Consider the following 14,690-nt stretch of genomic DNA (forward strand, 5'->3'; position numbering starts at 1 on the left):
TAGATAAAGGAGCCCCGTGGTGCCGCCCCCGTTCGCGGGGGTAGCCTGGACAGAGGGAGAGAGCCGATGCCTGCCAAGACCTCGACCACCCCGACCACCTCCGCATCCGCGCCCACCTACATGCGGTTGCTGCGGGGGACCCTCAGCCGCCGTCCCACCTCGCAATCTTACGACGCCGACGGCCAGGACGATGCTGGCGATAGCCGGCAGATGTCCGGCAGCTGCGGCAACGGCCAGATGGTGGCCGGTCGCGCCGACGACCCGGCACTCGTCCACTTCTAGTGGTCCTGTTTTCGCGGGCCGCGTAACCAAAAGGATGTGTTCGGCCGGGGGTTGTGATCAAGGATAGTGTGACGGTCCGGGAGGGCGGTATGATCCGCCCCATGAAGTCTGTCATCGCCGCCCTTTTGCCCCTGCGCCGGCGCCCAGCATCGTTGCGTTATGCCGGCGCCGCCCTGCTGGTCCTGCTTGCCTTCGGGTTGCGCGTCGTCCTGGATGATTTCCTGGACGGTTATCCCGTCATCCAATTCTTTCCGGCGCTGGTGCTGGGCACCCTGTGCTTTGGCCGGGGGCCCGGCCTGGCGGCCGTGGCGCTAAGCACCCTGCTGGCCCTGCCCTTCATCGCACCTGCCGATGACGGCATGACCTTGATGCGGCAGGCCGCCACCCTGGGCGACCGGCTGGCGGCGATGCCGCCCCGGGGATGGATGGGCCCTGCCCTGTTCATCGTCATCAGCCTGGTGGTCGTGGCCATCGTCGCCGCCCTGCATCACACCATGGACAGCCTGGAACGGGCGGAACAGCAGCAGGCGATGCTGCTGCGTGAGATTTATCACCGCATCCGCAACGACCTTCAGTCCATCTCCAGCCTGCTGATGGTGGCGGAGACGCGGGCGGGCGGGGCCGAGGCGGCGGAACTGGCCAAGGCCGGCGAACGGGTGCGGGTGCTGGGCCTGGTCTATTCCAGCCTGCAACGGTTGCAGCGCGAACCCTTCGTGCCGGCGCGAACCTTCCTGGGCCAGTTGGTCGACAATCTGGCCGCCGCCCATGCCGGCGGCCGGCCCATCACCTTCGCGGTGGAGGTCGGGGATCTGAACCTGCCGCAGCGCGCCGCCGTGACGCTGGGCCTGGCGGCCAACGAACTGGTGATCAACGCCCTGAAATACGCCTTCCCGGACGGCCGCGCCGGCACCATCGTCGTGCGCCTGGCGGCGGAGGGGGACCAGTGGGTGCTGCGGGTGGAGGATGACGGCGTGGGCCTGCCGCCCACGGCAACTTCCGCCCCGCCGGGCACGCCAGGGCCGGCAGAAGATTCCGGTCCCGCCGGCAAGACCCTGCGGCCGCGCACCGGCCTGGGCCGGCCCCTGCTGGAGCAGCTGGCCCGGCAATGCGGCGGACAGTTGGGCCAGGCCAGCGACGGTGGCCTGAAAGCCTGGCTATCGGTGCCCGTAACGCCCGAGACTTAAAATCATCCAGGCGGCATGGGATTTTGGCTCATGCCGCTAGGACGCTCCCCTCGTCCGCCGGAGCGTTTTGGGAAGCGTCAGCGAACTGAAATGCGAGGATAAGCCCAGGCGACCGGCGTTTGAGGGCCGCGCCTCATGCATTAACCATATAGGCGGCGGCCATGTTGGGCGCGCGGTTGGTGGTCATGCGGTCCTGCTGCTGGTCGTAGCCGTCCTGCTTTTCCTGATCATCATCGTCGGTGGGGGCGGCCAGGGCGTTCAGCATCATGATGGTGTAGGTGGACAGCGGCATCTTCGACGAGCTGGCGCCCCGCACCATGTCCCAGGGCTGGGAAGAGCTGTCGGCCGTCTGCACCGTGCCCAGGGTGGTGGACCCGGCATATTTGTCCGAGGTGGCGCCGTCGAACTTCTTGGCGAAATGGTCGTAGACCTGGCCCAGGGACAGGGCCTTGCCGTTGTCGTCGTAGAACACCGCGTCGTTGGCGTCGGCCGCGTCGGGTACCACGGCATCAGCCGACTGGTTGGGGTTTTTCTTCAGCGCGTTCAGGAACTTGGAGGCGCCACCGGCACCCAGGAAATGGGCCAGGTACAGCTCCGTGCTGCCGATGCTGCCGCCCACCTGCTGCTGCAGCGTGGTCTTGTTGTCCTGCGCCAGCTGGGCCGCCATCATGGCCGAGGTGCCGGCATCCTTGCGCAGGTACGAGAATCTTTTGCCGGGTGGCGGCGTCGGCGACATAGAGGCTGCCGTCGCTGCGGGTCTTGATGGCGCTGGCGTACTGGCCCAGGCCGACCTCGCTTCCATGCTGCTGCACCATGTTCAGCCATGTGGAGTCGGTGAACTGATACAGGCCGGTGGCGCTGCTGGTGCTGGCTTTGGCGTTGACGTTGTATCCGCTTTCCACGGACGCCTGCTTCATCAGATAGGAAAAATCTACCCCGGCCCGGTTGCTGGCCTGCTGAACGGCGGCCACGATCCGGGCGGGGGCCGAGGTGCCGAAACCCTGTGCTGCAGTCAACTGCGTGGTGGACAGTGCGGTGTTCACGACCGTGCCTCACATAACTGGAAAACGACCGGCCGACGGGGCCGACCCATTGTTGGCCGAATAGGAAAGCAAGGGACGTGCCAAGTGCGGCGACATGGGCCGCCGCGCGCCAAAGCTTGCCCACGCCGCACCATCCCGGCAGGATGGTGCCCGCGTCGACGGGACGCGGCCCTGGCTGTTCAATGACGGGCCCGCCCGCCCAACAACATTGAGCATTCCGCCGGCAGCAGCGGGCCCGCCTCCGGAAACCTGAGCCCGGGAGCGTTGGGCCGCCACCGGCGGGTCCCCGGGAGGACCCATGACTTACCGCGCCCCGCTGAAGGAAATCCGTTTCGTCCTGAATTCCGTGGTCGGGCTGGACCGCATCACCCAGTTCCCCGCCTTCGAGGCCGCCGACGCCGACCTGGTGGACGCCGTGCTGGAGGAAGGGGCCAAACTGGCCGACAACGTGCTGGCCCCCCTGAACGTGGTGGGTGACCGCCAGGGGGCCAAGCTGACGGATGAGGGCGTGCGCACCGCCGAGGGCTTCAAGGACGCCTACCGCCAGTTCGTGGAGGGCGGCTGGAACAGCGTGCCCTTCGCGCCCGACCATGGCGGCCAGGGCCTGCCCTGGACCCTGTCCACCGCCCTGATGGAAACCTGGACCAGCGCCAACATGTCCTTCGCGCTGGGGCCGCTGCTGACGCAAGGGTCGGTGGAACTGCTGACCGCCCACGGGTCGGAGGAGCAGAAGAAGGCCTATCTGGAAAAGCTGATCACCGGCGAATGGACCGGCACCATGAACCTGACGGAACCGCAGGCCGGTTCCGACGTGGGTGCCGTGCGCACCCGCGCGGTGCGCCAGGACGACGGCACCTACCGCATCAGCGGCCAGAAGATCTTCATCACCTATGGCGACCATGACTGGTCGGACAACATCGTCCACCTGGTGCTGGCCCGCACGCCGGAGGCACCGGCGGGCACCAAGGGCATCTCACTGTTCATCGTCCCGAAATACCTGCTGAACGCCGACGGCACACCGGGCGCCCGCAACGACGCCCGCTGCGTCAGCCTGGAACACAAGCTGGGCATCCACGGCAGTCCGACGGCGGTGATGAGCTACGGCGACGAGGGCGCTTGCGTCGGCTATCTGGTCGGGCAGGAGAACCGCGGCATCGTAATACATGTTCACCATGATGAACAACGCCCGCCTGGGCGTCGGCCTGCAAGGTGTCGCCATTGGTGAACGCGCCTACCAGCAGGCGGTGGACTATGCCAAGACGCGGGTGCAGAGCCGCGACCTGGCCGGCGGACCGCAGCCGGTGACCATCATCCATCACCCCGACGTGCGCCGCATGCTGCTGACCCAGCGATCCAAGGTGGAGGCGGCGCGCGCCATCGTCTATTTCACCGCCGCGGCCTTGGACGGCCGGCACAGCGATCCCGACCCGGAAGCCGCCAGGGCGTCCGGCCTGTTGAACGACCTGCTGACCCCCGTGGCGAAAGCATGGAGCACCGACATCGGGGTGGAGGTCGCCAGCCTGGGTGTGCAGGTGCACGGCGGCATGGGCTTCATCGAAGAGACGGGGGCCGCCCAGTATTACCGTGACGCCCGCATCGCCCCGATTTACGAGGGCACCAACGGCATCCAGGCCAATGACCTGGTGTTCCGCAAGCTGGGCCGCGATGGCGGGGCCGCCGCCCACACCCTGTTCGCCCTGATGCGGGAGACGGCGGAGGATGCCGCCGGCCAGCCGGGCGACGATTTGGCCACCATCGCCCAGGGCCTGACGCGGGGCATCGCGGCGCTGGAGGGCGCCACCGCCTGGCTGGTGGATCATCTGAAGGCCGATCCGCGCGCGGCGGCCGCCGGTGCCGTCCCCTACCTGACCCTGTTCGGCAACGTCACCGGCGCCTTCCTGCTGGCCCGCGGCGCCATCGCCGCCAACCAGGCGCTGATGCGCGGCCAGGACGCGGCCTTCCATGAGGCCAAGCTGATCACCGCGCGGTTCTTCGTGGAACAGGTGCTCAACCCCTCCCTGGGCCTGGCCGACGTCATCCGCGACGGCCACCGCACCGTAGTGGCGCTGGGCGAGGATCAGTTCTGAAGAGAGCCCACCAGCGGCATGAGGTCTACCTCATGCCGCCATAGGCTGCGACCGCAGCAGCCGCAGGTTTTACGGGGAGCCGCAGGCGGACTGGAAACCGAGGATAGCCCAGCGGCCGGATGGCCGCGCCCGCCGTTTGAGGGAAGCAGTGTAATCAAGCCGATACGACTTGGTTGCGGCCGCCCCGCTTGGCGCGGTACAGCGCGGCATCGGCGGCGCGGATAAGGGCGTGGGGATCGGCGTCGGCGGGATCGAAGGCCGCCACGCCGACGCTGACCGTCAGGCCCAGGGGCTCCCCACCATCGCGCATCACCTGGTACTCCGCCCGGCACAGGCGCTGGGCGATGGACTGCCCCTGGAACACCGCCGTGTGGGGCAGCAGGATGCAGAACTCATCGCCGCCGAAGCGGCCGGCCATGTCGTAGGGCCGCAGCAGGCCGGTGATGGTCCGGCCGACCTGGCGGATGGCGGCGTCGCCCGCCAGATGGCCGTAACAGTCGTTGATGGCCTTGAAATGATCGATGTCCAGCATCAGCACCGACAACGGCTGGCTGGTGCGCGACGCGCGCTCCATCTCCCGTGCCAGGGCGCGTTCCACAGCGCGGCGGGTGCCCAGGCCGCTCAGCTCGTCGGTGTTGGACAGGTCCTGCAACTGCTTCATCACGCGTTCTGCATGGATGGACACCAGGCCCACGCCCCAGAACACCTGCATGAACATCTGCAGGGCCGCCAGCAGGAACAGATCCACGGGCAGGCCATGCGCATCCCCCTGGATCGGACGCCACAGCGCCAGGGGAATGCGCGCCCCGATGAGAAGGCCGAATACCAGGAAGGAAGCGGCGAGCGCCAGATCCACCGGCCGCCGGCGCCGGTCCCGGTCCCGCGCCACCATCAGCGGCACGGCCATTGCCGCCCCGCCGGTCAGGGCCGACATCAGGCAGACGCGAACGCCGATATCCGGCCGGTAGGCGGAATGGATGTGCAGCGCCACGGCGCACGCCAGCGCCAGCAGCCCGTAGACCATCAAGCGCCGGGGGCCGACCCCCGCCCCCAGGAAAAGCCGTAAGCCGCCACACCAGGGTCAGCATGGCGGCGTACAGCATGGTGTTGGCGACGACGATGCTGAGAAAATCCGGGAAAACGCCGCGTGCACCCAGGAGGGCATGGCCGCCGGCGTTCAGCAGGAAGGTTACGGTCCAGACCAGCAGGTGGCGGTCGCGGTCACGCCGCCACAGCAGGAACAGGAACAGCGCCACGGCCAGGCTGACCGAAGACATGAACAGGAATAGCGCCCTGCCGTCCAGCCCCGTCATAGCCCCCTCTTGCACGATTGTCCCAAGCCGTAGCCTACACGAAAGGCGGTGTCTGGGAAGTGCTGCGGCGCAACAACGACAAATTTAGACCTCGACTGGGCGCATGGCTATTTCATTATTTTCACCACCGTGGCGACAGCCGCAATTACAAAAAAACTAATAGCTGCCACAGTAAGTGCTAAAAATACTGCAGGATACTCTCTGATTGCCACGTCTTGTGACGCTGATATATAGATTCTTCTCATAAACCTGGGGATTAATCTGACAATAAAGGCAATAATCTTTCCGAAAATTAACACAAACATCCATATTATTATAAAGAAACTTGCCAAGAATGAATGCAAGAATGGATAAGCATAACCAGCAACGGGATACCTACCAGTAGTATCTACATAATCTGCCAAATTCATCCCGTTCAATGATACAGGAATTCTTAAAAACGTCGCCTGAATTTTTCCATGAGAGATATTTGATAGAAACTCAACCACGTACGAGGACGACTCATTAAAATTATATCGGACTCCAGCAAAAAAATAATCAAACCAGCTGCTTATGTGTACAGTTGATCCTCCCGGCATATTCAGATCAAATGGCAGATTAACTCCATACATCGAAACGACGGAAACCAATGAATAACCGATAGGGAATAGAATCAGGAAAAAAGCTGGGGTTAATATTGTATCTATCAATAAAAAAAATATTCTCATCCTAATTTTTCCGCTTGATGCTCTTATGAAGAATATTGTCTTTTGGGTAGAAACAATATCTATGAATAGCGTAACGACAAAGAGCCCAATGGCACCCTCAGCCATCCACCTAGTGTATATTCTAATCGCCCCAAATAACTGGTAATTAGCTGATGGCAAAAATACACCATACATCGCAGTAACAAATAAAAAAGACATGACGGTAGAAACGAGAACAGCAAAGACTCTCTTTATTGAAAAGATGCTTTTTCCAAAAAAATATTCGAACATATCTAAATCGAACTGAAATCGATACACTGACATGAATTTTAATATCATTGCCCTGCTGACAACAGCGAGCCGCTTCTTAGAGGCGGGAAGAGATTTTGTCTCAATATCCCACACCTTCATTACAACAGCACAGCACGTGGTTGCAACCGCAATCAAAAACCCGATGAACCAGCTAATTTTCTTCTCCGCAAAACGAAGGAAACAATAGGGATAACTAGAGCAAGATGCGATCACCCGTGATCGCATCTTGCTCTTAAGCTGTTGATGATAGAGCGAATTCACACGATCAGGTCCACCTGATCGCGGTCCGCTCTAAATGCCGCCGCCGTCCATCAGGTCGGACAACCGGTCGCGGATAAGGGTCGCGAGCGCGCGGGCGGCCCCGTCGTCGCGGCGGCGCGGCCGGTCGGCGACGATGCGATCCTCCGACCGTATCGTCGCCGGGGCGCCCGCCAGCAGGATGACGCGATCGGCCAGATAGACGGCCTCGTCGATATCATGGGTGACGAACAGGATGGTCTTGGCCGTGCGCCGCCACAGGTCCAGCAGTTCATCCTGCAGGGCCTGGCGGGTGATGGCGTCCAGCGCGCCGAACGGTTCGTCCATCATCAGCAGGTCAGGGTCGATGGCCAGCGCGCGGGCGATGGCCACGCGCTGGCGCTGGCCGCCCGACAGCTGATGCGGCCAGCGGCCAGCCTTGTCGGCCAAACCGACCAAGGCCAACGCCTCCTCCGCCCGCCTGCGACGTTCCGCGCGCGACAGGCCCAGGCCTTCCAGGCCGAAGGCGACGTTGGAGCGCACGGTGCGCCAGGGCAGCAGCCGCGCATCCTGGAACACCAGGCCGTAAGGGCGGCGGCCGTTGAGGGGGGCGGCCGGGGCATGGACGACGGTACCGCTGTTGGGCTTCACCAGCCCGGCCACCACGCGCAGCAGGGTGGACTTGCCCACGCCGGACGCGCCGACGATGGCGATGAACTCACCCGGCGCCACCGACAGGGTGAAGTCGCGCAGCACGACGGTGCGACCGTCGGGGCTGGCCGGGTTGGGGAAGGCCAGGCTGATGTCCCGGATCTCGATCATGCTTGCCGTATCGGTATCGGGCATCAGGGCTTCCAGCGCATCAGACGGTCGCGCAATGCGACGAAACCCATGTCGACCAGGCCGTAGAACAGGGCCATGGTGGCCATGTAGACGATGACGATATCGGTCGCCAGCAGCGAACTGGCCTGCATCATGCGCTGGCCCAGGCCCGGCACGCCGAACAGCTCGGCCGCCACCACCGACATCCACGCCTGGCCCAGGCCGGTGCGCAGGCCCGCCAGGATGGCGCCGGATGAGGCCGGCAGCACGACCTTCACCAGCTTGGCGGTGGTGGAGCGGTGGCCGAAGGCGTCGGCCAGTTCCAGCAGGTCGCGGTCCACCGCCTGGACCGCCGCCAGCGCCGCGAAGTAATTGATCCAGAAGACGCCCAGCACGATGATGAAGGTGGCCGCCAGCGGCGTGATGCCGAACCAGATGATGGCGAACGGCACCCACGCCAGGCCGGGAATGGGCCGCAGCAGGCGCACCACCCAGCTGGTGAAATCCTCCAGCCGGGGGCTGATGCCGGTGACGACGCCCAGGCCGATGCCGGCCACCGAGCCGACGACCAGGCCCCACAGATAATGTACCAGGCTGTGCAGGATGGCGTCCGTCCACTGGCCGCTCTGCACCTCCGCCACGAAGGCGGCAGGGATGGCGCTGGGCGGCGGCAGCAGCACGGGCCGCACCAGGCCCAGGCGGGGCACCGCCTCCCACACCGCCAGAAAGGCGATCACGCCCAGCAACGCCCACAGCCCCCGGTGCCGTTTGGCCGGACGGGTCTGGAACACGGAGGGCGGAATGCGCTTGCCCGGGGCCGGCAGGGCCGTCCCGGGCGCGTCAGGCGGTGACGTCAAACGAGGATGCTCACTTGTGGAGTTTTTCGTAATAGCTGGCGTCGAACAGGGTATCCAGCGGCTCCGCCTTCTTCAAGACGCCGATCTTCACCTGGAAGTCCTGCAAGGTCTTGGTCTTTTCCACGATGCGCCGGGGATCGACCACGAACTGCGAGGCGGGGGAGGTCAGCGCACGCTGCATCGTCTTCACGTCGATGATGCCGCGGCCCAGCACCTTTTCCACGTCCGCCGCAGCGCGGGCCGGATCCTGGTGGATGAGGGTGACGGCCTTGTCCACCAGTTCCACCAGCTTCTGCACCAGTTCCGGATGGTCCTTGGCCAAGGCGCCGGTGACGCCCAGCACGGTGCCCGGCTGATCCTTCAGCATGTCCTTGCCGTAGGCCAGCACCTTCACCCCGGGCAGGCGGTCCTGGATGATGGTCAGCGCCGGCTCACGCACGGCCGCCGCGTCCACCGCGCCGGCCAGCAGCGACTGCTGTGTCGCGTCGATGCCCTGGGCCACGATCTGGACCTTGGTGAGGTCCACATGCTCATCCTCCTGCAGCCAGTACTTCAGCACCGTGTCGGGGATGGAGCCCGGCGGCTGCGTCGCGATCTTCACCGGCCGGCCCAGCTTGGCCGCCAGGCGGGAGATGGCCTCGGCATTCGTGCCGCCCTTGGCCACCTCGGCCGCGAGATCCGGGCCAGCGGCCACCACCAGTTCCTCCACGGCGGTGGAGGCCACGACCTTCACCGCGATGCCCTGCGAGCCCGCAACCATCAGCGGGCCGATGCCGCCCATGTAGGCCTCCAGCGTGCCCGAGGCCAGGCCCAGGATCATGTTGGGGCCGCTGTCGAACTGCGTCAGCTTCAGCTCGAACCCCGCCTGCTTGTCCCAGCCTTCCTGGCTGATGATGTAGGCGGGTGCCGCCCCCAGCACGGGGATGTAGCCGATGTGGATCACCGGGTCGGCCGCCCGCGCCGGAATGGCGGCGGCCAGGGCGGCCACGACCGGCAACGCCGTCATCAGGCCACGCAGCAGGAAAGAACCGGGACGACGCATGAGGACACTCCCTTCCAGGACGATCCGTTCTTGGGGTGTGGCGTCACGATGCCACCTGAACGGGAATTATGGGGATTAAGCCGAGCGGCATAGGATCAGCAGGGAGAGAATGCTGTCAATGCCCATCCCGGCGGGCGGGACATATATTCAATTCACACGGCAATATGTTGAATTGTCGCAGACCCGTAAAACCCATCCACCGGTCTCGGCCCATGCCGGGTGATCGATTGCCCTACCGAACCGGCCCATCACGCCCCAAAAAGGGCGGCGTATCGCGCAATTCTCAATTGCACATTAAAATTTAGTCATTTGAATCGATATTGACAGCAAAGCCCGCCAGTGACAGTTTTGGTTTCACGGAAAGGGACCTTCCCAGCCCCTTTCCCCGGCCCGGCACCGGGGTCCTGCCCTTAATGGAACAACCGCCCGTTCGTTCCCCACCAGGCAGGATCCCGGCCACCGGCCCGCGGCCATTTGACGGAGCAGCTTGCGCCGCGTCACCAACCGCTAAAGCGCCACGAAGCCCCTTCGTGGTTCCTCCGGAACGTGAAGGACAAGGCTATGACCAACACTTTCCCGACCCTGACATCCCCCGCCAAAGGCGAATCCTGCGCCCATGGGCTGATGATGTGTTGTCCCCCCGCACGAATGGGCAGCCGCTGTTGATGCCCCGCCGGACGCGGCATCCGCGTCCCGCCGGCCACAGCCGCACCCGCCATAAAACCATCGTGTTGCATTCACACCCCCGTAATGGCGGGGGTGTAGAGGGAAGCCATCATGAGCCAGCACACCGAAATCCGGCAGACGGGCCGGGCCCCCACACCCGCCGCCGTCATCATCGAAACCGCCCGTCACACGGCGGGACTGGCCGTCGAGGACGGCCGGGATGTGCAGTTCTTCGCCTCCAACAGCCTGTTCCAGGCCCTGGACGGCCAGCGTTTCCGCAGCGTGCGGGCGCTGGAGCGGGCGGTGAGCAGCCTGGAGGCCGCGCTGGCCGACCAGCGCCGCACCCGCGACAGCCGCGGCGAAATCTGGCGCAGCTGGCAGGCGGGCGACCAGGCCCCGGGTCAGCCCGAAGCGGCCTGATCCCGTCCCTGGCCCGAACCGGACCGATCCTCAAAATAGGTGTCGCCGAACTCGGCGATCATGGCCTGCGCCTCCGCCACCATCGCCCGCACCACGCGGCGGTCGGGATGGGTGCACAGCGTCTCGTTCATGGCCTTGCCCAACAAGGCCTGTGCCTGGGCGAGCAGCTTCACGGCCAGCCGATCCTCAAGTTCCATGACCGATATCCTTACGTGCTGAAGAGCCCCTCGACACCGGGCCCTTGTCCGATACCCCATAACCGCCTGCGGCACCATGCCCGCCTGATCAATGCCCCCTTAACGATGGAGGATTGCCATGAGCTTACGCCTGGGCGACATCGCCCCTGATTTCCAGGCCGAGACATCCGACGGCCCCATCCATTTCCACGACTGGGTCGGCGACGGCTGGGCCGTGCTGTTCTCCCACCCACGCGACTTCACGCCGGTCTGCACCACCGAACTGGGCGCCGTCGCCCGGCTGAAGCCGGAATGGGACAAGCGCGGCGTGAAGCCCATCGGCCTGTCGGTGGACCCGGTGGGCAGCCACCGCGACTGGGGCCGCGACATCGAGGAAACGCAAGGGTCCGCCCTGAACTTTCCCCTGATCGCCGATCCGGACCGCACCGTCGCCAAACTGTACGACATGATCCACCCCAACCATGACGAGACGCACACCGTGCGCACGGTCTTCGTCATTGACCCCAAGAAGAAGGTGCGCCTGCTGTTGACCTATCCGCAGACCACGGGCCGCAATTTCAATGAGATCCTGCGGGTGATCGACAGCCTGCAGCTGACCGACCGCCACAGCGTGGCCACACCGGCCGACTGGCAGGCGGGCGGGGACGTCATCATCGCCCTGTCGGTATCGGATGAGGCCGCCAAGACCAAGTTCCCCGACGGCTGGAAGACGCTGAAGCCCTATCTGCGGGTTGTGCCCCAGCCGAAGTAGGAACGGCGGCGGGAGGCCCTTGCCGCCGCTAGGCCGCGACGGCGGCCGCCGGACCTTTCCAGGAAACGAAGTGGACTGGAAAGGGAGGACAGCCAAAGGCCCGGATGGGCCTGCCGGCGCCTGAGGAACAAAGTAGTAACACCCGACCATCTGTCGGGCAGGCGATCCCCCCGCGTGGCGCGGCCTTGGCCCCGATGCCAAGGTCGATCCGACCACGCGAGGGGACGACCGCATGACATCCACCATCCGCAACGGCTACGCCGACACGGCCGCCGGGCAGATTCATTACCGCCGCGTCGATGGCCCGCACGGCGACGCGCCCATCGTGCTGCTGCACCGCACGCCGGTGTCCTCCGCCAGCTTCGCCAAGCTTCTGGATTTCCTGAGCGAACGACACGCCGCCATCGCCCTGGACAGCCCTGGCTTCGGCCAGTCGTTCCAGCCCAGCGGCCGCCCGACGGCGCCAGAATACGGCCGGTGGCTGCTGGACGCCCTGGATGCGCTGGGCATCGATCAATGCCATCTGGTGGGCCACCATACCGGCACCCACTTCGCCGCAGAGATGGCGGCGGCGGCCCCCGGCCGCGTGCTGTCACTGACCCTGTCCGGCGTGCTGTACGCGCCGGCCGAAGACCGGGCCAAGATGCGCCGCGACATCGGCGACGCGCCGCCCATCGACCGGGCTGGCCGCCACATGGCCGACACCTGGTCGCTGATGAAAAGCCTCTACCCCGACTATGACGGCGACCTGGTCCATGCGGAGACCCTGGGCGCCCTGGTCGCCATGGCGGGCCGCGACCAGGCGTTCGACGCCATCTTCACCCAGGATTTCGGCGATGTGTTCCGGCGCGTGGTATGCCCGGTGCAGGTGGTGCAGGCGGCCGACGATCCCCTGACCCTGGGCGGCATGCTGGACCGCTTCCGCCGGGATTTCCCCCAGGTGCCGGTGCGCCAGATCGGCCCGGCCTTCCTGGCGACGCCGGAACGGCAGAGCGGTCAGATGGGCCGCGCCCTCCTCGACTTCATCCACACCGACAGGGACACGACGACCATGACCAACCGCGCCTACGAGCTGGCCCTGGGCGCCGGCGGCTATGACCTGAAACGCGCCGACCGGGCCGTGCCGACGCCGGGTGCGGGCGAGGTTCTGATGCGCGTGCATACCGTGTCGGTCAACCGCCGCGACGTCAGCATCCGCGACCTCAGCTACCCGGTGAACGGTGCCAACCACTTCGCCCCCCTGACCGACGCGGCGGGCGAGGTGGTGGCCGTGGGCCCTGGTGTCACGGCGTGGAAGGCCGGCGACCGCGTCGTTTCCACCTTCTTCCAGCATTGGGCGGACGGACGCGTCAGCCTGCCGGCGGTGATGTCGGCCATGGGTGCTGGCGGCCCCGGCGTCTTCGCCGACCAGGTCATCCTGGCCGAAAACGGCTTGACCCGCGCGCCGGAGGGGTGGAGCTGGGAAGAGGCCGCCACCCTGCCTTGCGCCGGCGTCACCGCCTGGCGTGCGCTACAGACCCTGGGGCAGGTGCAGGAGGATGACTGGGTGCTGATCATCGGCACCGGCGGCGTCGCCCTGTTCGCCGTGCAGATCGCGGCGGCGGCCGGCGCCAAGCCCATCGTGCTGTCGTCCAGCGATGACAAGATCGCCCGCGCCAAGGCCCTGGGCGCCGTCGCCGGCGTCAACTACGCCCAGACACCGGAGTGGGTGGACGCGGTGAAGGCCATTACCGGCGGCATCGGCGTACAGCACGTGGTGGAACTGGGCGGTGCGGGCACGCTACCGAAGTCGTTGGCCTGCCTGGGCCTAGGCGGCCATCTGGCCATCATCGGCGCGCTGGACGGCTTCGGTGGTGAGATCTCGGCCCTGCCCATGGTGTTCGCCGGCCTGCGGGCCAGCGCCGTGCTGGTGGGCAACCGCGCCGACCAGCAGGCGCTGAGCCAGTTCATGGCCGACAAGGGCATCCGCCCTGTCATCGACAGCGTCTTCGGCTTCGATGAGGCGGAGAAGGCCTACGCCCGGGCCAATGCCGGCGCCTTCGGCAAGGTGGTGATCCGCCTGGATGGTGCCGCATGAGCCGCGCCATACTCGTCACAGGCGCCAACCGCGGCATCGGGCTGGAGCATGTGCGCCAGGCCCTGGCGGCGGGGGAGACGGTGATCGCCACCTGTCGCCGCCCGGCCGAGGCGGCGGCCCTGGCCGACCTGCACGCCGCCTATCCGGACCAGATGCGGATCGAGGCGCTGGACGTGAATGATGGTGCCTCCATCGACGCCCTGGCGGCCCGGCTGTCGGACACGCCCATCGACATGCTGTTGAACAATGCCGGCATCTATGGCGGCAGCTGGGCCAGCGGTGGCGAGCGCCAGACCGTCCAGGGCATGGACTATGATTTGTGGGAGGAGATGATGCGCATCAACGTCATCGCCCCCTTCCGCCTGACCGCCCGACTGATGCCCAGCCTGCTGCTGGGGCGGGAACGGCTGGTGGTGATGATGTCGTCCGACCTCGGCTCCATCACCAACAACACCCATGGCACCTCACACGCCTACCGCTCCAGCAAGGCGGCGCTGAACATGCTGACCAAGGGTCTGGCCATCGACCTGCACCAACAGGGCGTGAAGGTCATCGCCATGGCGCCGGGCTGGACCAAGACGGACCTGGGCGGCGACGGTGCGGTGTGGGAGGTGGACGACAGCGTGCGCCGCCAGCGCGCCGTGCTGGCCGGCGCCGCCGGGATCGCCAGCGGCACCTTCGTCAACCTGCTGGGCGAAGCCGTCGCCTGGTGAA

Annotated in this window: 13 protein-coding genes and 2 pseudogenes; 7 read left to right on the forward strand and 8 right to left on the reverse strand. The window is 65.7% G+C overall.

Going from position 1 to position 14,690, the window contains the following annotated elements:
* Window positions 1-66: 66 nt before the first annotated feature.
* Both PW843_01080 and PW843_01085 read left to right on the forward strand, forming a co-directional pair.
* Window positions 67-282, forward strand: a complete 216-nt coding sequence (locus PW843_01080; protein ID MDE1145199.1) for a hypothetical protein — start codon at window positions 67-69, stop codon at window positions 280-282.
* 101 nt (window positions 283-383) lie between these two features.
* A complete protein-coding gene (locus PW843_01085) occupies window positions 384-1,466 on the forward strand; it encodes a sensor histidine kinase (protein ID MDE1145200.1) in 1,083 nt (360 codons plus the stop codon).
* A 133-nt stretch (window positions 1,467-1,599) separates the two neighbouring features.
* Here the strand turns inward: PW843_01085 and PW843_01090 are convergent, their stop codons facing one another.
* On the reverse strand, window positions 1,600-2,202 hold the full coding sequence (locus tag PW843_01090) for a hypothetical protein (protein ID MDE1145201.1): 603 nt from the start codon (window positions 2,200-2,202) through the stop codon (window positions 1,600-1,602).
* A gap of 130 nt (window positions 2,203-2,332) precedes the next feature.
* Window positions 2,333-2,383, reverse strand: a pseudogene (locus tag PW843_01095) (hypothetical protein).
* 424 nt (window positions 2,384-2,807) lie between these two features.
* On the opposite strand from PW843_01095, the pseudogene PW843_01100 reads away from it, so the two are divergent.
* Window positions 2,808-4,596, forward strand: a pseudogene (locus PW843_01100) (acyl-CoA dehydrogenase).
* 154 nt (window positions 4,597-4,750) lie between these two features.
* On the opposite strand, the gene PW843_01105 reads toward PW843_01100, so the two are convergent.
* The 5 genes from PW843_01105 to PW843_01125 all read right to left on the reverse strand — a co-directional run bounded on the left by PW843_01105 (window position 4,751) and on the right by PW843_01125 (window position 9,865).
* Entirely contained in the window at window positions 4,751-5,620 is an 870-nt protein-coding gene (locus PW843_01105; protein MDE1145202.1) for a GGDEF domain-containing protein, read from the reverse strand.
* 396 nt (window positions 5,621-6,016) lie between these two features.
* The gene (locus PW843_01110) at window positions 6,017-7,120 is read right to left on the reverse strand and encodes a hypothetical protein (protein MDE1145203.1); all 1,104 of its coding nucleotides are present in this window, start codon (window positions 7,118-7,120) and stop codon (window positions 6,017-6,019) included.
* 78 nt (window positions 7,121-7,198) lie between these two features.
* Complete coding sequence (locus PW843_01115) at window positions 7,199-7,990, reverse strand: ABC transporter ATP-binding protein (protein ID MDE1145204.1); 792 nt, start codon at window positions 7,988-7,990, stop codon at window positions 7,199-7,201.
* Entirely contained in the window at window positions 7,990-8,721 is a 732-nt protein-coding gene (locus tag PW843_01120; protein ID MDE1145205.1) for an ABC transporter permease, read from the reverse strand. Before PW843_01120 ends, PW843_01115 begins: the two co-directional genes overlap by 1 nt.
* 112 nt (window positions 8,722-8,833) lie before the next feature.
* A complete protein-coding gene (locus PW843_01125; protein MDE1145206.1) occupies window positions 8,834-9,865 on the reverse strand; it encodes an ABC transporter substrate-binding protein in 1,032 nt (343 codons plus the stop codon).
* 777 nt (window positions 9,866-10,642) lie between these two features.
* Here PW843_01125 and PW843_01130 point away from each other — a divergent pair.
* Window positions 10,643-10,951 (forward strand): hypothetical protein, encoded by a 309-nt coding sequence (locus tag PW843_01130; GenBank protein ID MDE1145207.1) that lies wholly within the window; start codon window positions 10,643-10,645, stop codon window positions 10,949-10,951.
* Here PW843_01130 and PW843_01135 read toward each other — a convergent pair.
* A complete protein-coding gene (locus PW843_01135) occupies window positions 10,933-11,148 on the reverse strand; it encodes a hypothetical protein (protein ID MDE1145208.1) in 216 nt (71 codons plus the stop codon). The two genes, PW843_01130 and PW843_01135, sit on opposite strands and share 19 nt — an antisense overlap.
* 118 nt (window positions 11,149-11,266) lie before the next feature.
* Here PW843_01135 and PW843_01140 point away from each other — a divergent pair, with 118 nt between their 5' ends.
* The 3 genes from PW843_01140 (at window position 11,267) to PW843_01150 (ending at window position 14,689) form a co-directional block, all read left to right on the forward strand.
* The gene (locus PW843_01140; protein MDE1145209.1) at window positions 11,267-11,899 is read left to right on the forward strand and encodes a peroxiredoxin; all 633 of its coding nucleotides are present in this window, start codon (window positions 11,267-11,269) and stop codon (window positions 11,897-11,899) included.
* Between the two features lie 232 nt (window positions 11,900-12,131).
* Window positions 12,132-13,976 (forward strand): alpha/beta fold hydrolase, encoded by a 1,845-nt coding sequence (locus tag PW843_01145; protein ID MDE1145210.1) that lies wholly within the window; start codon window positions 12,132-12,134, stop codon window positions 13,974-13,976.
* Window positions 13,973-14,689, forward strand: coding sequence for an SDR family oxidoreductase (locus tag PW843_01150; protein MDE1145211.1), 717 nt, complete (start codon window positions 13,973-13,975; stop codon window positions 14,687-14,689). Before PW843_01145 ends, PW843_01150 begins: the two co-directional genes overlap by 4 nt.
* Window position 14,690: the final 1 nt, after the last annotated feature.

The sequence above is a fragment of the Azospirillaceae bacterium genome (assembly GCA_028283825.1).
Taxonomy (GTDB): domain Bacteria; phylum Pseudomonadota; class Alphaproteobacteria; order Azospirillales; family Azospirillaceae; genus Nitrospirillum.

What these genes read in the sequence shown, in the direction of transcription:
- PW843_01145 (MDE1145210.1), top strand. Translation starts at nt 12,132, where the DNA reads ATGACATCCACCATCCGCAACGGCTACGCCGACACGGCCGCCGGGCAG.
- PW843_01140 (MDE1145209.1), top strand. Translation starts at nt 11,267, where the DNA reads ATGAGCTTACGCCTGGGCGACATCGCCCCTGATTTCCAGGCCGAGACA.
- PW843_01150 (MDE1145211.1), top strand. Translation starts at nt 13,973, where the DNA reads ATGAGCCGCGCCATACTCGTCACAGGCGCCAACCGCGGCATCGGGCTG.
- PW843_01125 (MDE1145206.1), bottom strand. Translation starts at nt 9,865, where the DNA reads ATGCGTCGTCCCGGTTCTTTCCTGCTGCGTGGCCTGATGACGGCGTTG.
- PW843_01115 (MDE1145204.1), bottom strand. Translation starts at nt 7,990, where the DNA reads ATGCCCGATACCGATACGGCAAGCATGATCGAGATCCGGGACATCAGC.
- PW843_01085 (MDE1145200.1), top strand. Translation starts at nt 384, where the DNA reads ATGAAGTCTGTCATCGCCGCCCTTTTGCCCCTGCGCCGGCGCCCAGCA.
- PW843_01105 (MDE1145202.1), bottom strand. Translation starts at nt 5,620, where the DNA reads ATGGTCTACGGGCTGCTGGCGCTGGCGTGCGCCGTGGCGCTGCACATC.
- PW843_01130 (MDE1145207.1), top strand. Translation starts at nt 10,643, where the DNA reads ATGAGCCAGCACACCGAAATCCGGCAGACGGGCCGGGCCCCCACACCC.
- PW843_01080 (MDE1145199.1), top strand. Translation starts at nt 67, where the DNA reads ATGCCTGCCAAGACCTCGACCACCCCGACCACCTCCGCATCCGCGCCC.
- PW843_01090 (MDE1145201.1), bottom strand. Translation starts at nt 2,202, where the DNA reads ATGTCGCCGACGCCGCCACCCGGCAAAAGATTCTCGTACCTGCGCAAG.
- PW843_01135 (MDE1145208.1), bottom strand. Translation starts at nt 11,148, where the DNA reads ATGGAACTTGAGGATCGGCTGGCCGTGAAGCTGCTCGCCCAGGCACAG.